We start from the raw sequence: 26,854 nt of genomic DNA on the forward strand, positions 1-26,854 counted from the left end.
ATATTTTTTTTGAAGTTTAATTTTTTTTTCTGTTTTCGATGTTGGGTAAGAAACCTGTTATGATTCCGATTAAAGGTAAAAACGCACAGACTTGAAAAACATATTCAATAGACGTTATGTCGGCAAGCTTTCCTAAAATTGCAGATCCAACTCCAGCCATTCCAAAAGCGAATCCAAAGAAAAGCCCCGCCACTAATCCTACTTTTCCGGGTAATAATTCGGTTGCATAAACCAAGATTGCAGAAAAAGCTGAAGAAAGAATTAATCCTATAATCACTGACAGTATTCCTACCCAAAACAAAGGTACATAAGGTAGAAGTAAGGTAAAAGGGGCAACTCCAAGAATTGATACCCAAATTACGTATTTACGTCCAAATGTATCACCCAACGGACCTCCAATTACAGTTCCTATTGCTACAGCCCCTAAAAAGGCAAATAAATACAGTTGGGATTCTTGAATGGAGACATGAAATTTTTCAATTAGGAAAAAAGTATAATAACTGGTAATGCTCGTTAAGTAAAAATATTTTGAAAATATTAAAATTAGCAATACAATCAGTGATGAAACTACTTTTTTACGAGATAAATGATGATTGATAATTGTTTCAACTGTTTTATTAACGCGTTTTGACTCCAGATGTTGTCGATACCAAATCCCAATTTTGTACAAAACAAAAATCCCAATTAAGGCAATTAAGCAAAAATATATTATGTAGTATTGTCCGTTTGGCATAATAATTAAAGCGGCCAAAAGCGGTCCGATGGCACTACCAGCATTACCACCCAATTGAAAAATAGATTGAGCCAATCCTTTTTTTCCACCAGAGGCTAAATGGGCTACTCTCGAAGATTCTGGATGAAAAATGGAGGATCCAATGCCAATTAAGCTTACGGAAATTAATAAATATGTGAAACTATTTGCTACCGAAACAAAAAACAGACCTACCAAAGTAAATGTCATTCCGATTATTAAGGAAAAAGGTTTTGATTTTTTATCGGTATACATACCTACAAAGGGTTGTAAAATCGAAGCTGTCAATTGATAGGTAAAGGTAATCATACCAATTTGAGCAAAACTAAGTTGAAATTTTTCTTTGAATAAAGGATATACTGAAGGAATAATGGCTTGCAGTAAATCATTAATAAAATGGGCAAAACTAATGGTGAATAGAATAGAGTAAAGGGTTTTTTGAACGAGTTCGGGTGACTCATTAGTATTCTTATTATGTGGAGTTACAGTTTGCATTACTATTTTAATTTTTTATTTTGCAAAGTTCGGCTAAAAAGAATTGTCCAAATTACTATATTTGAACAATGAATAACGATTATCAGACATATACAGTTTTGGATTATGGATTTCAAATAAATCCGTTGTTGCCTGTAATTGGGTATAGTGAAGATATTTCGGAAGCTGTTTGCTTAACTCACTCTCATCCTCGAGGGCAATTATTATATGCAACAACAGGTGTAATGAAGGTAATTGTCAATAATCAAATTTGGTTTGTAAATCCGTTGCAAGCAATCTGGATTCCAGGAGGAGCAGAGCATCAAGTTTATTTTCAAATGAATGTGGGTTTGTATAGTGCTTTTATTGATCCATCGTGCGCAAGCAGATTGCCAAAAAAAAGTTGTGCTTTTGATATTTCTATATTATTAAAGGAATTGCTGTTTAAAATTATTTTATTCGAAAGAGAAAATATTTTTGCACTCAATCAAGAAAAGGTAGTAGCTGTTTTTTTAGATGAATTATCATTGATTGTACCGAGTGAAACTTTTTTACCAATGAGTAATCATGTCATCCTGAATAAAATTTTGAATTTATTGATACAAAATATGGCTAGTAAACAGGGTATTGAATATTATGCAGCACTAGCTTGCGTGAGTAGTAGAACGCTATCTCGAATTTTTATTAAGGAGTTGGGAATGAATTTTAGTGATTGGTGTATTCGATTAAAAGTATTGGAGGCTATAAAAATGTTGGGAGAAAAGCAATCTGTGAAGGAAATAGCTTTGGACTTAGGATATGAAAACACGAGTGCTTTTATACATATGTTTAAGAAAAATACAGGGAAAACTCCTGCTACATTTATAACGTAAAAAAAGGAAATCAAACATTATTTTGAATAAAAAGTGCTTATCGGACTGTTTTTTTTTGCGTGAGGGATAGGAGCAATCCGCCGAAGCGGTGCGGATAGCCCGACAGTAGCGAGTAAAGGGGCTTACTAATAAAAAAGTGAAAGAAGCCCCTTTGCTTGCTACTGGCACGCCCAGATAATTTTCAGGCTAATTTACTTAATGTTTGTAGTTGATAAAAAATGATAAAGACTATGGAACTAATTTTCATTTCGCCAAAAATGTCTTATTTTAGCCTAAATAAATAACGATATCAAATGATTACTGAAGCTCAATTCCAGGATGAATTACAAATATTAATTGCAAATGCTATTCGCGAAGATGTTGGCGATGGCGATCATAGTTCCTTGGCTTGTATTCCAGAGTCAGCGCAGGGAAAAGCAAAACTTTTGGTGAAAGATGACGGTATTATTGCTGGCGTTTCTTTTGCAAAAATGATTTTTGAGTATGTAGATCCAAATTTACAAGTAGAAACTTTTATTGAAGATGGAGCTGCAGTGAAATATGGCGACATCGTTTTTCATGTTGCAGGAAGCTCACAATCGATTTTGAAGGCAGAACGATTAGTATTGAATTCTATGCAAAGAATGTCGGCTATTGCGACCAAAACCAATAGTTATGTCCGATTGTTGGCAGGAACGAATACTAAAATACTCGATACTAGAAAAACTACACCAAGCTTTCGAGTGGCTGAGAAATGGGCTGTGAAAATTGGTGGTGGTGAGAATCATCGTTTTGCACTCTATGACATGGTGATGTTGAAAGACAATCACATTGATTTTGCAGGTGGAATTGGATTGGCAATAGCTAAAACAAAAGACTATTTGAAAGCTGAAAATCGAAATTTGAAAATTATTGTGGAAGCTAGAAATATTCAAGAAGTGAAAGAGATTTTGGCTGCCAAAGGAGTTTTTAGGATTTTACTAGATAATTTTGATTACAAAATGACTCGAGAAGCTGTTGCTTTAATTGGAAACGAATGTTTGACTGAATCATCAGGGAATATTAATGAGGAAACTATTAGGCAATATGCAGAATGTGGCGTAAATTACATTTCTTCGGGAGCTTTGACGCATTCGATTTACAATATGGATTTGAGTTTAAAAGCGATTTAGAATTTATTCTAGCACTAAAAAACACTATAAATGTCTGCAGAAATAGAAGCAATTACCAATCGTTTTCCGATAATTAAAAAGGTGGTTGAAGGGTTGAAAAAAATTCCACTTCCTTGGATGGATGGTCTTAGTCTATACGATCTATTAGAATTGTATGGATTAGGGATCACTGAAGGGGCTTTTTCTAATAGAGCAGGTTCTATAGCTTTTAGTTTTTTTATGGCATTGTTTCCTTTTGCACTATTTATTTTGAACTTGATTCCGTATATTCCTATCGAGGGGTTTCAGCAAGATTTTTTGGATTTTGTGGCTGATGGTGTACCTCCAAATACCTATCAAGCAATTTCGAGTATTATTGATGATATTTTGAATAATAGTCATACGGGCTTAATTTCTACAGGTTTTTTACTGTCTATATTCTTAATGGCAAATGGTTTGAATGCAATTTTGGGAGGATTTCAAAAATCGGAACATGTGTTGTTGAAAAGGAGTTTTTTACAACAGTATTTAGTAGCTGTAGGAATGTCTCTTTTTTTATCATTTTTATTGATATTGACGGTCGCTGTAATTGTAGTTTTTGAAGTTGTGATTCAGTTACAAGCCATTCAGGATATATTGAGTGATAGTATTCCACTGATTATTTTAGGACGTTATGTATTCTTGGTCTTGATGATATTGATTACTACATCAATTCTTTTTAAGTTTGGAACTAAGGATAAATACAAAGGAGCATTTATATCTAAAGCATCCATTTTTAGTACTATGTTGACTATTTTGACTTCCTATTTTTTTGGAATTTGGGTAATTCATTTTTCGAAATATAATGAACTATACGGTTCAATTGGAACCTTGTTGATTGTGATGTTTTATATTTGGATCAACTGTATGATTTTACTTTTAGGATTTGAGTTGAATGCGACTATTTATAAAAAGAGAGAACAAAACGAAAGTGAAGAACTCACAAAATAAACGCATTGATGGGAGGCGAAAATACCATTATTTTAAACTAATTTTAAAAAACAATCAACCATGAAAAAGTCTGTATTAACCCTAGTTTTATTATTTGTAACCTCTATTTTCTATTCGCAAAGTATTATTGGGAAGTGGAAAACAATTGACGATGAAACGGGCGAAGCAAAATCAATTGTAGAAATCTATGAGCGCTCAGGAAAAATTTACGGGAAAGTAACTGAAATTCTAGATGCAAAACGAGCAAAATCAATATGTCAAGATTGTAGCGGTGATGACGCTAACAAACCGATCTTGGGTTTAACAATTATTAAAGGACTTAAAAAAGACGGCAAAGAATATAATTCTGGTGAAATATTAGATCCTACAAATGGTAAATTATACCGATGCTTGATTGAATTGAAAGAAAAAGATAAATTAAAAGTACGTGGTTATATTGGTATTTCATTATTTGGAAGAACCCAATATTGGTACAGAGTTAAATAAAGGTTTTGTTCATTGCTATAGAATAGATTTTCAAGAACCTAATAAATAAAATAAATGCTGTTTTTTGTTGAAGTTATAATGCCACTTTCCTTAGCCAAAACTTTTACATATCGTATTTCGGAAGCTGAGTATCATTATATCAAAAAAGGAATGAGATTGGCAGTTCCGTTTGGAAAAAATAAAATATATACCGCTTTGGTAATTGATACACATCAAAATAAACCTAGTTTATACGATGCCAAAGAGATTCATCAAATTCTGGATGAAAAACCTATCGTTACCGAAAAACAAATTGCCCACTGGCAATGGATTGCGACCTATTATATGTGCGCCATTGGCGATGTATATCGCGCAGCAATGCCTTCTGCTTTTTTACTAGAGAGTGAAACTTTAATTCTCCAAAAACCAGATGTATTTGTAGATGAAGCGGAACTTACAGACGAAGAGTATTTAATTTACCAAGCATTGCAATTACAGTCGTCCTTGAAAATTCAGGAGATCAGTGCTATTTTGAATAAAAAAACTGTTTTTCCAGTCATTCAAAAAATGATTGACAAAAACATATTGATTATTGAAGAGGAAATTCAAGAGAGTTATAAGCCAAAATTGGTGCGTTACATTCGTTTGCATTCCAAATACGATTCCAATGAAGGACTGAGTATGTTGTTGGAGATGTTGAAAAATGCTGCCAAACAAAAGGAAATTGTACTCGCTTATTTTCAGTTAAGTGCCATTGAGAAGAAACCAATAGCAGTAAAACACTTAACGGAAAAAGCCAACATAAGTACAACTATTATTAAAGCTTTGCTCGAAAAAGAAGTTTTTGAAGAATATTTTATTCAAGAAGACAGGGTACAGTTTAAAGGAAAATCCTCTGAAGATGCTATTGTATTGAGCGAGGCACAGCAAAATGCATTTGAAACTATTCGAACTAATTTTGAAACAAAAGAAGTTTGTCTTTTACACGGCGTAACTTCAAGCGGAAAAACAGAAATTTACATTAGACTTATCGAAGAATATCTAGCAACGGGTAAACAAGTATTATATTTATTGCCAGAAATTGCCTTGACAACACAATTGGTGGGTCGTTTGCGTACCTATTTTGGGAATAAAGTAGCCGTTTTTAATTCAAAATACAACAATAATGAACGCGTAGAAGTATGGAAACAAGTACTGCAACGTGCAGAAAAGGCACAAATTGTGATAGGTTCCCGTTCCTCGTTATTTTTGCCATTTCAAGATTTGGGATTGGTAGTAATTGATGAGGAGCACGAACAAACGTTCAAACAAATGGATCCTGCACCACGATATCATGCGCGTGATGCTGCGATCGTGTTAGCACATCTATATAAGGCTAAAGTATTATTGGGATCTGCAACACCAAGTTTGGAAACTTATTTTAATACTCAAACTAATAAATATGGCTTGGCAACCATTACAGAGCGTTTTGGGAAAGTCATGATGCCAGAAATAGAATTGGTAGATATTAAGGATAAGTATTTTCGAAAACAAATGACGGGACATTTTAGCCATGTTTTGGTCGAAAAGATAACAAATGCCATTTCGCTAGGAGAGCAAGTTATTTTGTTTCAAAATAGGAGAGGGTATTCACCTTTGCTTGAATGCATGACGTGTGGTCACGTACCACAGTGCGAGCAGTGTGCGGTGAGCTTAACCTATCATAAGCATAAAAACCAGTTGCGTTGTCATTACTGTGGATATTCAATTGCAAAACCTACAAATTGTCACAACTGTTCTAGTATTGATTTGACGACTAAAGGATTTGGAACTGAACAAATTCAGCAAGAGTTGGTACAACTTTTTCCAAATGCAAAGATAGGCCGTATGGATCAAGATACGACACGCGGTAAATTTGGCTTCGAAAAAATAATTGATAGTTTTAAAAATCAGGAAATAGATATTTTGGTGGGAACTCAAATGTTGGCCAAAGGGTTGGATTTTGATAATGTGAGCTTAGTAGGGATCATGAATGCTGATAATATGTTGTTTCATCCCGATTTCAGAGCTTTTGAAAGAAGTTTCCAAATGATGACCCAGGTGGCTGGGCGTGCAGGACGTTCTGCTAAGCAAGGAAAAGTGATTATTCAAACCTATAATCCAAATCACAATACCATTCAACAAGTGACTCGAAACGATTATATGGGCATGTATAAGGAGCAACTCTATGATCGAAAAATATATTATTATCCTCCTTATTATAGGATCATAAAATTGACTTTAAAACAAAGAGAGTATAATAAATTGAATGAAGGAGCTATGTGGTTGTACAAAGTGTTGACTCAGAATCTAAATATTTCTATTCTAGGACCAGAAGAGCCTGCTATTAACCGAATCAGAAATGAGTATATCAGAACCATTTTGATAAAAATTCCTCAAGACACCTCTATTAATGGTACAAAAAAAACTATTCAAAAAATATTGAATAGTTTTGATGCTGTTCCTCAATACAAAGCAATACGAGTGACTATAAATGTTGATTTTTATTAATCAACATTTAGTGCTTTTATAAGATCATCTTTTTTGTTTCTACTTAAAGGTATTTTTGTTGGTCCAATTTCAGCAAATTTACTATTGAAGCGTTCTACTTTGTCTATGTTAATAATATAGGATTTATGGACTCTTACAAAACGATTTCCAGGTAGGTCAGCCTCGAATGATTTCATTGTTGAAAGTACTAAATGGCTATCTTCTTCGGTAACTACACGTACGTAATCTCCAAAAGCTTCAATCCATTTGATCTTTGAAGTGAAGATTTTTAATTTTTTTAAATTACTTTTTATAAAAATATGTTCCCCTTCGTCATCTTTAGAGTCATTTTTATAAAGATATTGATCTATTGCTCTTTTGACAGAAGCATTAAAACGTTCAATCGCAATGGGTTTTTGTAAATAATCGGTAGCATCATAATCGAAAGCTTTCATTGCGTATTCAGCTTTTGAGGTCACAAAAATGATTTGTGGTTTGGTTTTTAATCCATCCAAAAAGTCAAAACCACTAATAACGGGCATTTCAATATCCAAGAATATCAAATCTACATTATATATAGACATACAGCTTTTAGCTTCAATTGCATTCGAAAAATCACCAACCAAGTGTAAATTTGGGTGATTATTCACTAATTTAGCAATTATCATTCGCTGTATAGAGCTATCGTCAACAACTACACAATTTAATTTCATGTTATTATAAGTTTAGGATTTGGTTTTGTAAAAATAGAATGTTTTTTTGGATAAAATAAATTTCTACGGATTAAATTTGGCTTTAAACAGTATTAGTCTGTATTTTGACGAATTAGTTGCTTTTATTCTTGCGAGATAAAAATAAATAACTACTTTTGCATCCAAATTAATAAAAACATATATTATATGAATCATTATGAAACTGTTTTCATTTTAAATCCCGTTTTATCTGATGTTCAGGTAAAGGAAACAGTAAGCAAATTTGAAGATTTTCTTACTACTAGAGGGGCTACTTTTGTATCTAAAGAAGACTGGGGTCTTAAAAAGATGGCTTACGAAATTCAAAACAAGAAAAGTGGTTTTTACCATTTGTTTGAATTCAACGTTACACCAGAAGTTTTAATCGCTTTTGAAACTGAATTTAGACGTGACGAAAGAATTATGCGTTTCTTGACTGTAAGTCTTGACAAACATGCTATCTCTTGGGCTGAAAGAAGAAGAGCAAAACTTAAATCTCAAAAAGCTTAATTATTATGGCAACATTACAACAATCTGCTTCAGGAAAAAAAGACGGAGATATCAGATATCTTACTCCTTTAAACATAGAAACTAACAAACAAAAGAAATACTGTCGTTTCAAAAAATCTGGTATCAAGTATATCGATTATAAAGATGCTGATTTCTTATTGAAATTTGTAAATGAGCAAGGAAAAATTCTTCCTCGTCGTTTAACTGGTACTTCATTGAAATACCAAAGAAAAGTGTCTGTAGCTGTTAAGCGTGCACGTCACTTAGCTTTAATGCCATACGTGGCCGATTTACTTAAATAATATTAATAATATAAGTTGTTGTCCCGATAGCTATCGGGACTAACTTCTATAATAAAGGACAACAACATGGAACTTATTTTAAGACAAGACGTTCAAAATTTAGGATTTAAAGACGATGTAGTAAACGTGAAAAACGGATACGGTCGTAATTTCTTAATTCCTCAAGGATTTGCTCATTTAGCAACTTCTTCTGCGAAAAAAGTATTAGCTGAAAACCTAAAACAAAGAGCTCACAAAGAAGCTAAAGTAGTTGCTGATGCGAAAGCAGTAGCAGAAGCTTTAAAAGCTATCGAAATTAAAATTTCTGCAAAAGCAGGTGGTGAAAAATTATTCGGTTCAATCACGAATATTGATATCGCTGCTGCATTAGCAAAAGGAGGTCAAGAAATTGATAGAAAATTCATCACTAGCGGTATCGTTAAACGTACTGGTAAATATAACGCAAGCGTTCGTTTACACAGAGATGTAATTGTAGATTTACCTTATGAAATTATTGCAGAATAATTGTTTATTCGCAATTGATATAGAATCCCGATGAAAATCGGGATTTTTTTTGTTTGTTGTTATTACTAATTATAAAACAATAACATCATATTAACTTTTAACAATTTGGAATGAGATTGCTTCGTTCCTCGTAATGACATGAAATACGCAAGATTAACAAAAGAGCAATTTGAAGAGTTAACGCAAGAATTTACTAATTTTCTAGCTTCTCAGTCAATTGACAAAGGAGAGTGGGATAGTATCAAAGTAAATAAACCAGAAGTAGCCGAACAAGAATTGGATGTTTTTTCCGATTTAATATGGGAGGGTGTATTGAATAAAGCAGAATATTTGGAACATTTTTCCAAAAATCATATTTTCCTTTTTCAAACATTTGATACATATATCAATTCGATTGTATTGAAATCATTAGTTCCTGAAGTAGATTTTTTAACTAATGAAGGTTTACAATGGTTGAGTGACAATATGTTCACAGATACTATCGAAATGAAAGTAGGGAAGAAAGAATTTTCAGATGAACGTAATGTTTCGTTATTCGCACTAATTCAACAAGGTGCATTTTTAAGTGATGGACAATTATACAAACAAATAAATACGATTATTGAGTCGTAATTAGATTGTTTTTTCTTTTAAATTGGTTATTTTAGTACACAAAAATAAATACTAAAATAGCCGATTTTTTTTATGGACATGCTACCACAAATACTTTTGTTAAGGGAAGAACTTAGTCAGCACAATCACAATTATTACGTGTTGGATACTCCAACAATTTCCGATTTTGACTTTGATTCCAAATTAAAGGAACTACAAGAATTAGAACAAAAGAATCCGCAATTTTTTGATATTAATTCACCGTCACAAAGGGTAGGTGGTACAATTACCAAAAACTTTATAACGGTCGCACATGAGCAGCGCATGTATTCGTTGGACAATTCGTATTCCAAAGAGGATTTATCAGACTGGGAAAAACGTACTCAGAAACAATTAGGTGAAATCCCATTAGAATACACTTGTGAATTAAAGTACGATGGTGCATCCATGAGTATCACCTATGAAAATGGTCGTTTAATACGCGCTGTGACTCGTGGTGATGGTTTACAAGGAGATGATGTGACCAACAATATTAAAACTATTCGCTCTATTCCTTTGAAATTAAAAGGAAATTATCCGCCTAAATTTGATATTCGTGGCGAAATTATATTGCCTTTTAAAGGCTTTGAAAAAATGAACCAGGATTTAATCGAAATTGGCGAAACTCCTTATTCAAATCCAAGAAATACCGCTTCGGGTAGTTTGAAATTACAAGACAGTACAGAGGTAGCCAAGCGCCCTTTGGATTGTTTATTGTATTCTATTGTGGGTGATAATTTGCCTTTTGACACGCAATATGAAGGATTGGAAACGGCTAGAAACTGGGGTTTTAAAGTTCCTTCGGCTTCAAAATTGGCAACCAATCTCGATGAGGTTTTTGAATTTATTGACTATTGGGATATACATCGTCATGACTTACCGTATGAAACTGACGGAGTAGTGGTGAAGGTAAATAGTCGTCAGTATCAAGAAGAATTGGGCTATACTGCAAAATCACCAAGATGGGCAATGGCTTATAAATTCAAATCGGAACAAGTTTCTACCGTTTTAAATTCGATTTCTTATCAAGTAGGACGTACGGGCGCTATTACTCCAGTTGCCAATTTGAAACCCGTACAATTGGCAGGAACGATTGTAAAACGTGCTTCTTTACACAATGCTGATCAGATCCAAAAATTGGATATCCGAGTTGGAGATACTGTTTTTGTCGAAAAAGGAGGCGAAATCATTCCCAAGATTATTGCGGTAGATTTAACACAGCGACCATTAAACTCAGAAATCACAAAATACATTACTCATTGCCCAGAATGTCAAACTGAATTGGTTAGATCAGAAGGAGAAGCCAATCATTATTGTCCCAATTTTTATGGTTGTCCGCCGCAGATTATTGGACGAATTCAACATTATATTTCGAGAAAAGCCATGGATATTGAAGGGCTTGGTGGTGAGACGGTGGCTTTGTTGTTTAATAATGATTTAGTTCGAAATTATGCAGATTTATATGAATTGACTGTGGATCAAATTATTCCTTTGGAGCGAATGGCGCAAAAATCGGCTGAGAATTTGGTAAATGGTGTTGCGGAATCGAAAAATATTCCGTTTGAACGTGTTTTGTATGCATTGGGAATTCGATTTGTAGGTGAAACGGTCGCTAAAAAATTAGCCAAACATTATAAAACTATCGACGCTCTAGCTCAAGCTACTTTAATGGATTTAATTTTGGTAGATGAAATTGGAGAACGAATTGCTCAAAGTGTCATTGATTTTTTCGAAAAATCAGAAAATAGATTGATTATCGAACGATTGAAAGAAAAAGGTGTTCAATTTGAGGTTGTCGAAAAAGTAAACTTAAATGCTACCGAAATTCTGTTGGGAAAAGTTTTTGTGGTTTCTGGAGTTTTTACCCAGTTTTCACGTGATGATTTAAGGAAAGCGATTGAAGACAATGGCGGAAAAGTGGGTAGTTCGATTTCGACTAAGACTCATTATGTAGTAGCTGGTGACAATATGGGACCAGCGAAATTAGATAAGGCTACTAAATTAAATATACCTATTATCTCTGAAACTGATTTTATGTCGATGATAAAAGGGTAGCGTTTTTAAAGAAAGTATATAAATAGGCATAAATGTATTAATGTTAATTCGTGTGTTTTGTGTCGTTATTTTTATCTAAATTTTATGATGAAAATAAAGAGTCATCAGTTACCCTGATAGAGGTGGTATCCTCTTGCTCCCGACCTTAGGGTGCAAGAGATTGAGCCGAAAGCTGGAGGAATCACGAAATAAAATAGATTGTTGGGCTCCTAAAGCTAAAAAGGGTGCCAGAAGTAGGGGCTTCCTATTTTCAAACTTCGTACCTTTGCGCCTTAGAAAATTAGAAGAAATGATTAAAATAGGAAAATACAATGCGCTGAAGATTTTACGTGATACTCAAGTGGGTTTATTTTTGGGTGATCCCGAGAAAGATCCAGAAGGTGTTCATGATGTGCTTTTGCCTAATAAATATGTACCCAATATTTTTGAAATTGGGGAAGAGTTGATTGTTTTTGTGTACTTGGATCACGAACAACGTCCTGTTGCAACGACACTGGAACCTTATATTTTGTTGAATGAATTTGCGCTTTTGCGTGTGAATTATACCAATCAAGTGGGGGCTTTTATGGATTGGGGAATGGAGAAAGATATCTTAGTTCCGTTCAAAGAGCAAGCACGTCCGATGGAAAAAGGAAAGCGCTACTTGGTGTATTTATATATGGATGAAAAAACAAATCGCTTGGTTGCTTCGAGTAAAACAAATCAGTTTTTGAAAAACGAGGAGTTAACTGTTGAAAAAGGTGAAGAAGTTGATTTGATCGTATCGCATATTACCGAAATTGGTATCAATGTAATTATCAATGAGCAACATAAAGGTTTGTTGTATAAAGATGAAGTATATGACGATGCCATTCGTACGGGTGATCGTATGCGAGGCTTTATTAAAAACATTCGCCCTGATAATAAAATTGATGTGGCATTGCAAGAGCAAGGGTATGCGAGCATTGAGCCAAATGCAGATTTGATTTTGAATGAATTGCGCGCAAGCCGTGGATTTTTACGCTTGAATGACAAATCACATCCTGAGGATATTAAAACTGTGCTTAAAATGAGTAAAAAGATTTTCAAGAAAGCGATTGGTGCTTTGTATAGAGAGAAGTTGATCGAAATAAAAGAGGACGGTATTTACTTGGTTGAAGCGCCTTTATAGTATAAAAAAAGAAAGACTAATCGATTGTGATTAGTCTTTCTCTTATTTTTAGCATTTCGTATTCTTGAAACGCTGTAATTTTTAATAAATGGAAACGAATACTACTGTTGTTTCCTTCGTGTAAATTTTTCTTTATCTTTTTAAACTTCCAAAATTGTTTCAATCCCCGTTTACAATATAGCCGTTGGTATTTTTGACGTCTTTGGATTTTACTTCTTCATTTTAATGATTGCTTCAATCAAGTATAGTAATCCAACTGTTTAACCTTTGGTGTTACCGGTGTTAATTGGAATCAATTTTAGTGTTTCCCATTGGGGCTCTTTCATTCCGAATTTTATATTTAGTACCGTACAAAAAAGAGTGATAAAGTGTGATGTGTTTTTCAAATATTCTTTCTTTAGGTTAATAATTCAGTGAGATTATATTGTACGCTAGTTGCTATTGTAATTATTTGACCAACACTGTAACTAACTATGTCTAAGGTACTCATAAAAAAAGGTTGCGCAATACATTTATTTAATTATTTTTTAAACTTTAACAATTTATACAGATTAACGGGAGAAGGATTACTGGATTCTTGTTTATTGAGCTTTTAAATTAAAATATAAAAGATAGTTTAGATTACTCTTGTTTAAGTTGACCGAATACTTTCTGATTTTGTAACAATTTCTTTGATTATTGTATCAAGCTCAGTACTCGATATAATGATATTATCAATAAAGAAGGTTCTTTCATCTTCTGTGACATCATTGTCTTTTAGAATAGCTGTAATTGCCATTAATCTCGATAATGGAGCTCTAACGACGTGCGACTGGATCCATGTAATTTCTTTTAAAAGTTCATTTCGTTTTTCAATTTTGTTATTATGCTCAATGTTTTTTTTAAAATTCTCATCTAGACCATTAAATAGTTTAGGAACTAGCGAGCAAATTAAGAAGCTGAGAAAAATAAGGTTAGCAAAGACAGCGATTAATACGGATGTTTGAAAATGAGCAAAGAGTAATGGGATAAGATGTGTGTAATAGAATATAGTGTAAATGATGGAAATATAAATATTTAATATTGCTGGTGTATATTGATTTTTAAAAGAATAGATGAATGTGGATAAAAAACAGGTTGCAAGTAAGTATAGGGTACTATTAAGTCCTGTATAATAAACTAAAAAGAAGCTTAATATATATAGTGTGCTTACAAAAAGTAATTTACGTTTCTTTATATCAATTCCTTTTTTTAAGCTAATAAAAGTGGTTAATGAAACTGCTGTTATGTCAACGGTGATTAACAGATAGAGTTTTAGTTCTAAAGCCCAAAGTACGGAAGGGATGAGTGCTATAATGCTTAGTGGGATAATATAAATTAAGGTATTAGCAAACATGTCATTTCGCCAATATTGTAAATCTTTATTTGTGTTAGAATATAAAAGTAGGTTGTTTCTTACTATAGACTTGTAGTTACGCCATATTTTCATAGGTTTTTTTTTGTAATTAGTAGGGGGCATTGTAAATATAATTAATACTTGCTTAAAATGGGGATTTATAAAAGCATTTTTTAATTCTTTGTTATTTTTTAAGCGTAAATAAAGGATTGAATAGGTAAAATGCAAAGAAAATGATTTATTTTTACACTATAATAACTTAAACCCATTAGAATGGATTGGATTACTGCCAAAGAATACGAAGATATCACATATAAAAAATGCAATGGAGTAGCTAGAATAGCTTTTAACCGTCCAAATGTTCGCAATGCTTTTCGTCCGAAAACAACATCTGAATTATACGATGCTTTTTATAATGCACAAGAAGATACTTCAATTGGAGTAGTATTGTTATCCGCCGAAGGTCCCTCTACCAAAGATGGAGTTTATTCATTTTGTAGTGGCGGTGATCAAAATGTACGTGGACATCAAGGTTATGTTGGGGAAGATGGACAACACCGATTGAATATCTTAGAGGTGCAACGTTTAATTCGATTTATGCCCAAAGTTGTAATTGCTGTTGTTCCTGGATGGGCAGTTGGTGGTGGGCACAGTTTGCATGTAGTGTGTGATATGAGTCTTGCGAGTAAAGAACATGCTATTTTTAAACAAACAGATGCTGATGTCACTAGTTTTGATGGTGGTTATGGCTCTGCTTATTTGGCTAAAATGGTGGGACAAAAGAAAGCGAGAGAGATTTTCTTTCTAGGTCGTAATTATTCTGCCCAAGAAGCTTTTGAAATGGGAATGGTAAATGCTGTAATTCCGCATGATGAGTTGGAAGATACAGCCTATGAATGGGCTCAGGAAATTTTAGGAAAATCCCCAATGGCTATAAAAATGCTAAAATTTGCTATGAACCTTACCGATGACGGAATGGTGGGGCAACAAGTGTTTGCTGGTGAAGCTACTCGTTTGGCGTACATGACCGAAGAAGCTAAAGAAGGTAGAAATGCTTTTTTAGAAAAAAGAAAACCTAATTTCGAAAAGAAGTGGCTACCATAAATAAGCTTTAGGTTTCAAATTGAATACTTAGAGGTGAGAAATTACAAGTAAAAACTTAAAGTCTTAGAGCCTTCTTGGCAAATAAATAAAAATATGAAACATTGGATTGAAGCCGCACGATTGCGCACGCTACCATTATCTGTATCTGGAATTATAGTAGGAAGTATGTATGCCTTATCACATCCAACAGCTATAGAGTTAACTCCGTCAGATGCTTTTGATTGGAAGATATTCGGTTTTGCGATACTTACCACTTTGGGACTGCAAGTCTTGTCCAATTTTGCCAACGATTATGGCGATGGTGTAAAAGGTACTGATAATAAAGATCGAGTTGGGCCAAAACGTGCGATTCAGAGTGGTGTGATTACCGCTCCAGATATGAAACGTGCTATTATTATCACTTCGGCGCTAACGTTGTTATCTGCTATTTTATTGATTTATTATGCGTTTGGTCAAAGCAATATTTTGTACTCTTTATTCTTTTTAATATTAGGTCTTTTAGCTATTATTTCTGCAATTCGTTATACAGTTGGTAATACGGCGTATGGGTATCGTGGGTATGGAGATTTGTTTGTCTTTGTGTTCTTTGGATTGGTGAGTACATTGGGAGTGAATTTTCTGTATTCCAAAGAAATTAATGTTTTACTTTTTCTGCCGGCAATTGCTATCGGTTTGCTTAGTGTTGGGGTTTTAAATCTAAATAATATGCGCGATGAGGAGTCGGATAGGAAGTCAAATAAAAACACCATTGTGGTTAAAATTGGAGGAGCAAAAGCCAAAAAGTATCATTACTTTTTAATCATTTCAGCAATGGTTTTAGTAGTGCTTTTTGCTGTATTAGAAGAGTATAATTTTGATCAATATATTTTTTTAATTGCTTATTTACCTTTAATTAAACATTTAAATACTGTCTCTAAGAATAAGAACCCTAAGGAGTTGGACCCAGAGTTAAAAAAAGTTGCATTAAGTACTTTTGTGCTTTCGGTTTTGTTATCATTATGTATGATTTTCTTTTTCTCGGATATCTTAGTGAATCTGTTTATGGGAGGGAGATAAATTTTTTAAATTCAAAATTCAATATTAATCTGAACTGTTACACTAATAGCTAAAAGCCATAAAACATGAAAATTACATTTTACGGACACGCCTCATTAGGCATTCAAGTAGGGGGAAAAAATATCATTGTAGATCCCTATATTTCTGCTAATCCTGCAGCGGCTCATATTGATATTGATACACTCGATGCCGATTATATTTTATTGACTCATGCACATGGAGATCATGTTTTGGATGTGGAGGCAATTGCTAAGCGTACCAATGCAGTGATTGTTTCTAATGCTGAAATTGCGAGTTATTATGCAGCTAAAGGTTTTACTTCGCACCCCATGAACCATGGCGGAAGCTGGGAATTTGAATTTGGAAAAGTAAAATATGTTAATGCAATCCATTCTAGTTCTTTTCCAAATGGGACTTACGGTGGGAATCCAGGTGGATTTGTAATCGAAGGAGAGCATAAGAATATCTATATTGCCGGCGACACTGCTTTGATGATGGATATGAAATTAATTCCGATGCGTACTAAACTGGATTTAGCTATTCTGCCAATCGGTGACAATTTTACCATGGATGTAGAAGACGCAATAATAGCCTCGAACTTTGTGCAATGTGATAAGGTTTTGGGGTATCATTATGATACTTTTGGGTATATCGAAATCAATCATAAAGAAGCAATTCAGAAATTTTTTGATAATGATAAAGATTTAATGTTATTAGCAATTGGCGAGAGCATCGAATTATAATATTTAGGAGCTGTTTCCTGTTATTCGTTACAAACGAAATACATTGAACTCCTATAAAAAATGAAAATAGAAATAAAAATCCTTTTTTGAGTCAGTAAAGCCCAAAAAAGGATTTTTACTTCTATTTGGGCAGAGATTCCGTAATTAATTCTATCTAAGTGAGAAAAGTATATTTATTGCTATTCATTAGCATTTGTTTTCAATCAATTCAGGCGCAAAAAGAAGGATATTGGGATAAAGAACGCTCCATGAATAAAGAAATAGAAGTGTCTGCACGTGACCGGATTGTAGTGAAAACAGATGATTTTCCTGCAGGTACAACCGAATTGATTTTCCGAATAACACTTTTAGATAACAACCAGCAAATGGCGGGTAGTTTGGTTTCGGTACTCAAAGCCATTCCAGACCCCACGGGAATTAGTCAAGGTTCTGCCGGGGCGGTTTTTTTAATGTCCAAAATTTCTGGTGATGATAAATGTAGGTATGCTGTATTTACGTCTGATGAAAGTGCAGTAGAGTATCAAAAATCAGGAAAAACAACCGATGCTTGTTTTCTACAAGAGACTCCCTTGAGTAAAGATGCTAAAAGGTTTTCGATAGAAAAATCACCTTGTTTGAAAAGTAATAAAAGTAATCTGTTTTTTGGTTTTGAGAGTACCAATTGGATTATGAAACAAAAGATAGTGCTAGAAATTGTACCGTGGGTAGATCTAAAACTCAGTCGTGGGTGGTCAATAGAAAATAGAAAATTCATCATTAATCAGTGTAAAACATCTGCTTTGGCTCAAAAAATGACCAGTTCAGATGATTTTTGTATTTGTATCGAAGAAAAAATACAAAAGCAATTCCGTTTTGATGAGTTCCAGAAACTTTTAATCATGGAGCAAGCTAAAATTTATAAAGATTTTGGGGCATCTTGTTACAATGAGACTAGCGTTTCTAAGGTTATTTATGCCGATTTACGAAACAAAGCCTCCTTAGAATCAAAAAATAATAATTACGGAGCTGCAATCACGCATTTGAGCATGATTGTTAATGATGGTCAGGCTACCGCTTTGGATTATGCAAACTTGGGTTATTATTATGTGATTACGAAACAATATTCAAAAGCATTGAAAACATTAGAAGCGGGTGAGCAATACGATACAACCGAATTGCTTATAAAGCTTCACTTAGCACATGCATTGCTCTTAAATGGAGATTATTCCAAGGCTAAATCAATTTATAAAGAATACCAGTCTCAAAATGTAAATGACAGTCTCAGTTGGGTACAAAAAACAATAGCAGACTTTACTAAGTTTCAAAAGAGCGGAATTCAATCTTCTGATTATGAACGGATCCTGAGGCTTTATCAATAATAATTTCAAATAGTACTTGTGAGGTTAATTTCAATACAGAGTACAAGGTTCAAATTAATAGACTAATTCAGAAGTTTTTCAAACTTCTCCACAGTTATAATCAAAAAATATTCAATCGTTAATCAAAAATCAATGACGGCTACTTATTATAAATATATTCTTGACTTCAAACGTCCTTCTGGAACATCTAGAGGTATAATGACTCAAAAAGAAACTTGGTTTATCGTTTTGGAACAAGAGGGAGTTAAAGGTATTGGAGAGTGTGGTATTTTGCGCGGACTTAGTGCAGACGATCGACCGGATTACGAAGCTAAATTGCAATGGACTTGTGAGAACATTCATTTGGGTAAAAACAAGCTTTGGGAAGAGTTAATTGCTTTTCCTTCAATTCAGTTTGGTGTTGAGACGGCCTTCCTGTCTTTAGTTAGTGAAAATCCTTTCTTACTGTTTCCATCCGCTTTTACAAATCAAGAAAAATCGATTCCCATAAACGGTCTTGTTTGGATGGGGAATGAGGACTTTATGATGGAACAAATTCAAGAAAAAATAGAGCAAGGTTTTAATTGTATAAAACTAAAAATTGGGGCTATTGATTTTGATAAAGAATTGAAATTATTGCGTTTTATTCGTACGAATTTTAGTTCAGAACAAATGGAAATAAGGGTCGACGCTAATGGTTCTTTTAGTTCAAATGAAGCTTTAGATATATTAAATCAATTATCTGAATTTAAACTACATAGCATAGAACAACCGATTAAAAAAAATAACACTGACAGTATGGCAGACTTGTGTAAAGTGACACCTTTTCCAATAGCGTTAGACGAGGAGCTTATAGGAGTGTTTAAGCAGGAGGATAAAGATGTGTTATTGCAAAAGATAAAGCCACAATTTATTATTTTGAAACCAAGTTTTATAGGTGGATTCAAAGGAACGATCGAGTGGATTTTGTTAGCAGAAAAATACAATATTGGATGGTGGATTACTTCAGCTTTAGAGAGTAATATTGGTTTAAATGCTATAGCGCAATGGACGTATTTATTGAACAATTCGATGCCTCAAGGTTTGGGTACTGGAGCACTTTATACTAATAATTTTGAATCTCCTTTGACGGTAGAAAAAGGTAAACTATGGTATAAATCTGAATTGGGTTGGAAATTTGAATTTGAACAATTTAGCTAATTTCGAACTAATTAAAAATGGATAGTTGGAATGAGAAAGAATATTACGTTTTTATTATTTATTTTTTATTTTTTGTTTTTGTAGTTTTGGTCAAAATGAAGTAATAGCTAAAACAGAGAATTCTAGAATTTTCAAAGGTGTTATACAAAATGTTCCTGTGACTCTGTTTTTAGAAAACAAAGAAATCATCGAATGTGATCGATACGATACTTTTATAGAAGGTTGGTATTATTACGATAAATATAAGATTAAAATTCCTCTCAGCGGTTTTGTTCAAAACTGTAACATGAAGTTGTTTGCTTTTGGTAATGAGCAATTAGAAATAGAAAATACCATCAAAAAGCAAGCAACAAATTGAAGTGTTGATAGTTTATACTCCAACTCTAAGTTTCAAGAAGCATTGATTTTTAATAGATGTCAAAAAACAGAAGGTAAATCTATTTCTCGGAAAGGTGAATTTAAAATGCCAAAAAAGGAATCAGAAATAGTATTAAGTACAGAAAACATTAATATTTTGCAGGAATGGGAAATGTACAAACTTCCAAATTCAAAAGAAATTAATTTATTAAAATTGTTTTCAGATTACGGTGGTAATTCCTTTTACTCTATAATTCAAGATAAAATGCAGAATAGAGTAATTTTTTACTTTGAAAGTAGTTCAAATCACAATGCTTGTGGTAGGTGTGGCGCAAGTGGAGAGAAAGGGTATCGAATTTTATATTTCGATAAAAAACGGAACGTTACAAAAAAAAGAAGAATATTTAATTGAAAGTTGCCTTTATTCTATTTATGATAACAAAATTGTAAAAAAAGTAACTTCAGAAATCATGTATAAAATTACCAATGATGGTAAAGTACCTTACTACTTGGTTGTTAATAAGCTAAATTCGACTATTAGTAAGACGATTTAATAACTATTCTTAAATTTTTATACATAAAAAGCTTGTGGATATATAGGGTAAATAGATGTTATTCCTCTTAAATTGTATCCTGTCTTTTGCTTTTAAAACTTTCGAAACATTCCTTTTCTTAACTCTGAAATTCTTATTTTTGCATAAATCGATTTTTTCATGCAACAATATATTTCTCAATTAAACGAAGCACAGCAATTACCTGTTTTACAAAAAGAAGGTCCAATGATTATCATTGCTGGAGCTGGTTCGGGTAAAACACGTGTTTTGACAATCCGAATTGCTTATTTGATGCATCAAGGTGTAGATGCGTTTAATATCTTGTCTCTTACTTTTACCAACAAAGCCGCTCGTGAGATGAAAGAACGTATTTCGTCTATTGTTGGTTCAAGTGAAGCCAAAAATCTTTGGATGGGAACATTTCACTCCATATTTGCAAAAATACTACGTGCAGAGGCAGATAAATTAGGATATCCTTCCAATTTTACCATTTATGACTCTCAAGATTCTCTTCGCGCTATTTCTGGAATTATAAAGGAAATGCAGTTGGATAAAGATATTTATAAGTCGAAACAAATTTTGAGCCGAATTTCGAGTTTTAAAAATAGTTTGGTTACTGTAAAAGCCTATTATAATGATCCTGATTTACAAGAAGCTGATGCGATGGCCAAAAAGCCACGTATGGGCGAAATATATAGAAATTATGTAGACCGTTGTTTTAAGTCTGGGGCTATGGATTTTGATGATTTATTATTGAAGACTAATGAACTTTTAACCCGTTTCCCCGAGGTTTTGGCAAAGTATCAAAACCGTTTTCGTTACATCATGGTAGATGAGTATCAAGATACGAATCATTCTCAATATTTGATTGTAAGAGCTTTATCAGACAAATTTCAAAATATATGTGTGGTTGGGGATGATGCGCAAAGTATTTATGCATTTCGAGGTGCGAACATTAATAATATTTTGAATTTTCAAAAAGATTATGAAGGTGTACAGACCTATCGTCTGGAGCAAAATTACCGCTCGACCAAGAATATTGTAGAAGCAGCCAATACTATTATTGATAAAAATACAGTAAAACTGGATAAAATCGTTTGGACTGCCAACGATTTTGGACCTAAGATAAAAATTCATCGAAGCATGACGGATGCTGAAGAAGGGCGTTTTGTGGCGAGTACTATTTTTGAACAAAAAATGCAGAACCAACTGAGTAATGGTTCGTTTGCAATTTTATATCGAACCAATGCACAATCCCGTGCAATGGAGGATGCGTTGCGTAAAAGAGATATTCCATATCGTATTTATGGTGGCTTGTCTTTCTATCAAAGAAAAGAAATTAAAGATGTACTTTGTTATTTACGATTGGTTATTAATCCAAAAGATGAAGAAGCTTTGGTACGTGTAATCAATTATCCTGCACGTGGAATTGGAGATACAACAGTCGAAAAATTGACAGTTGCAGCCAATCATTATAAGCGTTCGATTTTTGAAGTGATGCAAAATATTGATAAAATTGACTTGAAATTAAACAACGGAACCAAACAAAAATTAAAAGATTTTGTTTTAATGATTCGCAGCTTTCAAGTAATTAACGAAAATCAAGATGCTTTTTACTTAACTGATCATGTGGCCAAAAAATCGGGATTAGTTCAAGAATTAAAAAAAGATGCAACTCCAGAAGGAATGTTGCGTATTCAAAATATAGAAGAGTTGCTCAACGGTATCAAAGATTTTACCGAAGGACAAAAAGAGGTTGATGGTGCAAGAGGTTCGCTAGAAGAATTTATGGAAGATGTAGCACTAGCTACCGATTTGGATAACGATACAACTGATCAAGACCGTGTAGGTTTAATGACTATCCACTTGGCTAAAGGATTAGAATTTCCGCATGTATTTGTAGTCGGTATGGAAGAAGATCTATTCCCCTCTGCTATGAGTATGAGTACACGTAGTGAATTGGAAGAGGAGCGTAGGTTGTTTTATGTGGCTTTGACTCGTGCAGAGCACCAAGCGTACTTAACCTATGCGCAATCCCGTTACCGTTGGGGAAAACTAACCGATTGCGAACCGTCTCGATTTATAGAAGAAATTGATAGTCAATACTTAGAATATTTAACACCACCAGAAAGTAGTTACCGTTACCAACCTACAATTGATAAAGATATTTTTGATGATGTAGATAAATCAAAATTTAGATTATCGAAACCTACCAGTGGTGTGCCTCCTAAAAAGGTTTCTCCTAATGACCCTAAGTCAGAAATGAATGTTCGTAAATTAAAACCAGTTTCAAGAACCAGTGCTCCAGGTCAAGCAAACTTGTTTGATAATCAGTTAACAATTGGAAACGTAGTGATGCATGAACGTTTTGGTAGAGGGCAGGTAGTTAATTTAGAAGGTGTAGCTGCTGATAAAAAAGCTGAAATTAAATTTGAAGTTGGTGGAATAAAAAAACTATTGCTCCGTTTTGCAAAGTTGGATATTATTGGGTAGTTCTAGTCTTTTAATTATGATTATAATAGGATTAGTATAGTATATAATATAATACAATTATGGCTTACAATGAATTGCTAGCGTTGCGAATTGAAAAATATTTATTCGAAATGCAAATTGATTTTATCGAAAAGAAAATGTTTGGAGGTATCTCCTTTATGATTGCTGATAAAATGTGTATTGGAGTAATGAAGGATGAAATAATGCTGCGGGTGATGGAGGAGTTTTCAGAGTCCTTACTCGAAGAAAATCATGTGAAACCAATGAATTTTACAGGTAAAAGTAGTAACAGCTTTCTTTTTATTGAGCCCGAAGGATTTGCAAGCGAAACGCAATTGAAACGATGGATTGAATTAGCAATTGATTTTGGAAATAGAGGTCATGTTAAAACTAAAAAGAAGAAAAAAGAATAGTGTTTTCACTTTTATAATCGAAAACTAAAATAAAATAAATTATGGCAGAATTCATAAAAATATACGAAGACAAACCTAGCGAAGCGGCATTAGCCAAAGTAGTTAAGGTATTGCAAGCAGGAGGATTGGTGATTTACCCAACAGATACCGTTTATGGTTTGGGTTGTGATATTACCAATAGTAAAGCACTTGAAAAAATTGCAAGAATTAAGGGTGTAAAACTAGATAAAGCGAATTTTTCATTTATCTGTCATGATTTAAGCAACTTATCAGACTATGTTCGTCAAATAGATACCACAACTTTCAAGATTTTGAAAAGAGCCTTGCCGGGGCCATATACCTTTATTTTACCTGGGAATAATAATTTGCCAAAGGAGTTTAAGAAGAAAACCACAGTAGGTATTCGTATTCCAGATAATAATATTGTTCTCGAAATTGTTCGATTACTAGGGAATCCAATTGTGACGACCTCTATTCGTGATGAAGATGATGTAATAGAGTACACTACCGATCCTGAATTAATTTTTGAAAAATGGCAAAATCTTGTCGATATAGTAGTTGATGGTGGTTATGGCGATAATGTAGGTTCTACAATTATAGATTTGTCCGAGGATGACCCCATTGTACTTAGAGAAGGAAAAGGTAGTTTGAATATTTTGTAAGATTGAACTACAAACATACACACATTTAAATACAATAATTAAAAAACTCGCAAATAGCTATTTGCGAGTTTTTTGTATTGAATTAGTAAGGTATTATAGGTGTTACAGTTGTTCTAGTGTTTTACTTTGATGGTTCGTTTTCCAATTTGAAGTATAAATAAAGCAGTAATTGTTGTGGTTGTCATTATTAAAATCATTGGGATCATAGAATTAATAACAAATGTACCTACGGCAAAAGAAGCAACAGCTCCTAGCCCCAATTGAATTGCACCCATTAAGGCAGAAGCGCTTCCGGTATTTTTTGTAAAAGGAGCCAACGTTAGTCCGGCTGTATTCGGATTTGAGATCCCTAAGCACCCCAAGTACAGGAATAATAAGCCAATAGTTTCATATAGTCCAAGTAAGTTGTTAAGGGCAGTGATTAAAAAAATAAGGATAATGACAGACTGCGTAATTAATGCACTGAAGATCATTTGTTCACTTGTATATTTTCGTAGTAAGACCGAATTTAACTGGCTTGCGCCTATAAAACTGCAAGACATAAAAGCAAAAATCCATCCATACGTTTTTGCATCTACTTGAAATATATCCATAAATAAGATAGGAGATGCTGCTACATACGTAAATAATCCAGAGAAGGAAATAGCACCTGTGAAAGCATAAGTATAAAACTGAGGCTCTTTTAATACTGACCAAAAATTCTTTATGATTGGTTTTGGTTTTAGCGAAATAGTTGCGTCTGGAGTGTAGGTAGTTGGTAGTCCGAAATGAGAGGCAAGGAGTATGATAATTCCCAAACACATTAAGATAACAAATACCATTTGCCAACCAAAGTTAGCAGTAACATATCCACCAACAGTTGGGGCTAGCATAGGAGATAGGCCAACAACAAGCATCAACATTGAAAAAACTTTAGGGATCTCTTTAACTGGAAATAAATCTCTTACCATCGATACAGAGGCAACAGTTGCAGCACAGCTTCCTATAGCTTGTATGAAACGTAAACCGATAAAGTTATCAATATCTTTTACAAAAACACAACCTAAGGAAGCGAAGATATAAACAAGTAAACCAGTAAATAAGGGAATTTTTCTGCCATATCGATCGAGTAATGGTCCGTACAGTAATTGCCCTGCAGAAATTCCTATAAAATAACTTGATAGAGTCATTGCAACCTTTGCTACAGTAGTGTTTAAATCGGTGGCAATCCCAGAAAAACCTGGTAAATACATGTCTATTGAGAAGGGACCCAATGCTGTAAGTAAACCTAATATTAAAATTATCTTAAAATTATTAGCCTTTATCATTAAAAATATTTTTATTTGTATTTTAAAAGTTTTTTACCTTAATAATTTGTTAAAATAAAAATATACATTAAACCAATTGAACTTTCTTTATTCTAAATAGAAAATGTATTAAAAATAATTTTAATAGTTTGAAATCCAATATTTAAAGTTGTAGTCGTATACAGTTTATTTTAATTTTTTAAATTACATTTTTAAGATAAATATTCATTGGTTAGTTTGACGATCTACTCTGTTTCAGTGTAGGTCGTTTTTTTATATCGTAATTGTGAAATAGTAGAGATAAAAAAAGCTGTCTAAATAGACAGCTTTTTTGTATAAATAAAATTTGGTATACTAGTCTTGATTAATAGTTTTTCTATAAGGAAAAGCATTAAAGATGTGTCTTTTTGCAAAACGACCTGGAGATTCAGCGTTAACCATTTTTACATAAGTAGCTTTAGGTACACTAATGTACTCATAAACGCTACCGTTTGAAAAATTGATTATTAATCTACTTTCTGTAAATTTATAATCTGTTATCGTTGCAGTTGTAATTGTTTCTGTATATTCAGGTAAATTAGCTTTGATAGTTTCAGGATTGATACTTACTAAAAAGTGGTAAGCTTCAATGATTTTTTTACTATTTTCTTCAGCATCTTTAAGACCAGCATCATCACCTTGAAATTTATCAGGATGAGAATCTTTCATCGCATTACGATAAATGGTTTTAAGTTCTTTTAATTGTACTGTCTTATCTACACTTAGTAGTTTGCGGAATTCAACTATTTTTTTCATAAATTATGGTAACTGCTTGTCTTTTAATATGTAATTGTTTTCATTATATTTTCTAAATCAACAATTTTTTGCAAAGGTACACTTTTTTTTCACTAATTAGATGTGTTCTAAAAAATATTAAAAAGAGTTTTACATTTAATAGTTATAGCTGCTTATTTATTTTCTGGTTTATTATTAGCCTTATCAAAGTTTTTAGACTTTTTTGGATATTTGTTGTGGCTGATGTCACTTGGGTTTTCTATGATCGTTTTGATAGTAACCATATCACCCACAACGTGTTTCGCAACTACCATTTGGTAATCTAAGAGGTAATCACCACAAAAAAAATTGTTATTTTCGTCTTTTTCAATTACACCTGTATAAACTCCTTTTTGTAGCATTTTTTCTTTCTTTTGTTTTTTAATCTA

Annotated in this window: 27 protein-coding genes; 21 read left to right on the forward strand and 6 right to left on the reverse strand. The window is 33.2% G+C overall.

Annotated features, from left to right (window positions below; translation table 11 throughout):
• Positions 1-16: 16 nt before the first annotated feature.
• Positions 17-1,246, reverse strand: a complete 1,230-nt coding sequence (locus M2326_RS05700) for an MFS transporter (RefSeq protein ID WP_264618589.1) — start codon at positions 1,244-1,246, stop codon at positions 17-19.
• A 68-nt stretch (positions 1,247-1,314) separates the two neighbouring features.
• Here M2326_RS05700 and M2326_RS05705 point away from each other — a divergent pair, with 68 nt between their 5' ends.
• The 5 genes from M2326_RS05705 to priA all read left to right on the forward strand — a co-directional run bounded on the left by M2326_RS05705 (position 1,315) and on the right by priA (position 7,211).
• On the forward strand, positions 1,315-2,097 hold the full coding sequence (locus M2326_RS05705; RefSeq protein WP_264618590.1) for an AraC family transcriptional regulator: 783 nt from the start codon (positions 1,315-1,317) through the stop codon (positions 2,095-2,097).
• A 293-nt stretch (positions 2,098-2,390) separates the two neighbouring features.
• The gene (nadC, locus tag M2326_RS05710) at positions 2,391-3,248 is read left to right on the forward strand and encodes a carboxylating nicotinate-nucleotide diphosphorylase (RefSeq protein WP_264618591.1); all 858 of its coding nucleotides are present in this window, start codon (positions 2,391-2,393) and stop codon (positions 3,246-3,248) included.
• Between the two features lie 30 nt (positions 3,249-3,278).
• On the forward strand, positions 3,279-4,217 hold the full coding sequence (locus M2326_RS05715) for a YihY/virulence factor BrkB family protein (protein ID WP_264618592.1): 939 nt from the start codon (positions 3,279-3,281) through the stop codon (positions 4,215-4,217).
• Positions 4,218-4,277: 60 nt separating this feature from the next.
• Complete coding sequence (locus tag M2326_RS05720) at positions 4,278-4,703, forward strand: DUF2147 domain-containing protein (RefSeq protein WP_264618593.1); 426 nt, start codon at positions 4,278-4,280, stop codon at positions 4,701-4,703.
• 54 nt (positions 4,704-4,757) lie between these two features.
• The gene (priA, locus tag M2326_RS05725) at positions 4,758-7,211 is read left to right on the forward strand and encodes a replication restart helicase PriA (RefSeq protein WP_264618594.1); all 2,454 of its coding nucleotides are present in this window, start codon (positions 4,758-4,760) and stop codon (positions 7,209-7,211) included.
• Here priA and M2326_RS05730 read toward each other — a convergent pair.
• A complete protein-coding gene (locus M2326_RS05730; protein WP_264618595.1) occupies positions 7,208-7,903 on the reverse strand; it encodes a LytR/AlgR family response regulator transcription factor in 696 nt (231 codons plus the stop codon). The two genes, priA and M2326_RS05730, sit on opposite strands and share 4 nt — an antisense overlap.
• A 186-nt stretch (positions 7,904-8,089) precedes the next feature.
• Between M2326_RS05730 and rpsF the strand changes: the two genes are divergently transcribed.
• The 6 genes from rpsF to M2326_RS05760 all read left to right on the forward strand — a co-directional run bounded on the left by rpsF (position 8,090) and on the right by M2326_RS05760 (position 13,072).
• Positions 8,090-8,431, forward strand: a complete 342-nt coding sequence (gene rpsF / locus M2326_RS05735; protein WP_264618596.1) for a 30S ribosomal protein S6 — start codon at positions 8,090-8,092, stop codon at positions 8,429-8,431.
• Positions 8,432-8,436: 5 nt separating this feature from the next.
• Positions 8,437-8,733 (forward strand): 30S ribosomal protein S18, encoded by a 297-nt coding sequence (gene rpsR / locus M2326_RS05740; RefSeq protein ID WP_066077030.1) that lies wholly within the window; start codon positions 8,437-8,439, stop codon positions 8,731-8,733.
• Positions 8,734-8,799: 66 nt separating this feature from the next.
• The gene (gene rplI / locus M2326_RS05745) at positions 8,800-9,237 is read left to right on the forward strand and encodes a 50S ribosomal protein L9 (RefSeq protein WP_264618597.1); all 438 of its coding nucleotides are present in this window, start codon (positions 8,800-8,802) and stop codon (positions 9,235-9,237) included.
• A gap of 138 nt (positions 9,238-9,375) precedes the next feature.
• Complete coding sequence (locus tag M2326_RS05750) at positions 9,376-9,849, forward strand: DUF6495 family protein (RefSeq protein ID WP_264618598.1); 474 nt, start codon at positions 9,376-9,378, stop codon at positions 9,847-9,849.
• Between the two features lie 72 nt (positions 9,850-9,921).
• Positions 9,922-11,922 (forward strand): NAD-dependent DNA ligase LigA, encoded by a 2,001-nt coding sequence (ligA, locus tag M2326_RS05755; RefSeq protein WP_264618599.1) that lies wholly within the window; start codon positions 9,922-9,924, stop codon positions 11,920-11,922.
• A gap of 289 nt (positions 11,923-12,211) precedes the next feature.
• A complete protein-coding gene (locus tag M2326_RS05760) occupies positions 12,212-13,072 on the forward strand; it encodes a CvfB family protein (RefSeq protein ID WP_264618600.1) in 861 nt (286 codons plus the stop codon).
• 631 nt (positions 13,073-13,703) lie between these two features.
• Here the strand turns inward: M2326_RS05760 and M2326_RS05765 are convergent.
• Entirely contained in the window at positions 13,704-14,540 is an 837-nt protein-coding gene (locus tag M2326_RS05765) for a hypothetical protein (RefSeq protein WP_264618601.1), read from the reverse strand.
• Positions 14,541-14,720: 180 nt separating this feature from the next.
• Between M2326_RS05765 and M2326_RS05770 the strand changes: the two genes are divergently transcribed.
• The 10 genes from M2326_RS05770 to M2326_RS05815 all read left to right on the forward strand — a co-directional run bounded on the left by M2326_RS05770 (position 14,721) and on the right by M2326_RS05815 (position 24,366).
• Positions 14,721-15,551 carry a 1,4-dihydroxy-2-naphthoyl-CoA synthase gene (locus M2326_RS05770; RefSeq protein ID WP_264618602.1) on the forward strand — a complete coding sequence of 277 codons (831 nt, stop codon included), beginning with the start codon at positions 14,721-14,723 and terminating at the stop codon, positions 15,549-15,551.
• A gap of 93 nt (positions 15,552-15,644) precedes the next feature.
• Complete coding sequence (menA, locus tag M2326_RS05775; protein WP_264618603.1) at positions 15,645-16,607, forward strand: 1,4-dihydroxy-2-naphthoate octaprenyltransferase; 963 nt, start codon at positions 15,645-15,647, stop codon at positions 16,605-16,607.
• Between the two features lie 65 nt (positions 16,608-16,672).
• Positions 16,673-17,350 carry a metal-dependent hydrolase gene (locus tag M2326_RS05780; RefSeq protein ID WP_264618604.1) on the forward strand — a complete coding sequence of 226 codons (678 nt, stop codon included), beginning with the start codon at positions 16,673-16,675 and terminating at the stop codon, positions 17,348-17,350.
• Positions 17,351-17,508: 158 nt separating this feature from the next.
• Positions 17,509-18,708, forward strand: a complete 1,200-nt coding sequence (locus M2326_RS05785; protein ID WP_264618605.1) for a tetratricopeptide repeat protein — start codon at positions 17,509-17,511, stop codon at positions 18,706-18,708.
• 132 nt (positions 18,709-18,840) lie between these two features.
• Positions 18,841-19,887, forward strand: coding sequence for an o-succinylbenzoate synthase (locus M2326_RS05790; RefSeq protein WP_264618606.1), 1,047 nt, complete (start codon positions 18,841-18,843; stop codon positions 19,885-19,887).
• Positions 19,888-20,044: 157 nt separating this feature from the next.
• A complete protein-coding gene (locus M2326_RS05795; protein ID WP_264618607.1) occupies positions 20,045-20,245 on the forward strand; it encodes a hypothetical protein in 201 nt (66 codons plus the stop codon).
• A gap of 289 nt (positions 20,246-20,534) precedes the next feature.
• On the forward strand, positions 20,535-20,798 hold the full coding sequence (locus tag M2326_RS05800) for a hypothetical protein (RefSeq protein ID WP_264618608.1): 264 nt from the start codon (positions 20,535-20,537) through the stop codon (positions 20,796-20,798).
• A 159-nt stretch (positions 20,799-20,957) separates the two neighbouring features.
• A complete protein-coding gene (locus M2326_RS05805; RefSeq protein ID WP_264618609.1) occupies positions 20,958-23,291 on the forward strand; it encodes an ATP-dependent helicase in 2,334 nt (777 codons plus the stop codon).
• 59 nt (positions 23,292-23,350) lie between these two features.
• Entirely contained in the window at positions 23,351-23,704 is a 354-nt protein-coding gene (locus M2326_RS05810; protein ID WP_264618610.1) for a TfoX/Sxy family protein, read from the forward strand.
• A gap of 41 nt (positions 23,705-23,745) precedes the next feature.
• Positions 23,746-24,366 carry an L-threonylcarbamoyladenylate synthase gene (locus M2326_RS05815; RefSeq protein ID WP_264618611.1) on the forward strand — a complete coding sequence of 207 codons (621 nt, stop codon included), beginning with the start codon at positions 23,746-23,748 and terminating at the stop codon, positions 24,364-24,366.
• A gap of 113 nt (positions 24,367-24,479) precedes the next feature.
• On the opposite strand, the gene M2326_RS05820 is transcribed toward M2326_RS05815, so the two are convergent.
• From M2326_RS05820 to M2326_RS05830, 3 genes are all read right to left on the reverse strand, one after another.
• Positions 24,480-25,673, reverse strand: a complete 1,194-nt coding sequence (locus M2326_RS05820; protein WP_264618612.1) for a multidrug effflux MFS transporter — start codon at positions 25,671-25,673, stop codon at positions 24,480-24,482.
• Between the two features lie 333 nt (positions 25,674-26,006).
• Positions 26,007-26,447 (reverse strand): KTSC domain-containing protein, encoded by a 441-nt coding sequence (locus tag M2326_RS05825; RefSeq protein WP_264618613.1) that lies wholly within the window; start codon positions 26,445-26,447, stop codon positions 26,007-26,009.
• A 152-nt stretch (positions 26,448-26,599) separates the two neighbouring features.
• A complete protein-coding gene (locus tag M2326_RS05830) occupies positions 26,600-26,827 on the reverse strand; it encodes a hypothetical protein (protein WP_413603260.1) in 228 nt (75 codons plus the stop codon).
• Between the last annotated feature and the right edge of the window lie 27 nt (positions 26,828-26,854).

The organism is Flavobacterium psychraerolatum (assembly GCF_025960985.1).
In the GTDB taxonomy this organism is placed as follows: domain Bacteria; phylum Bacteroidota; class Bacteroidia; order Flavobacteriales; family Flavobacteriaceae; genus Flavobacterium.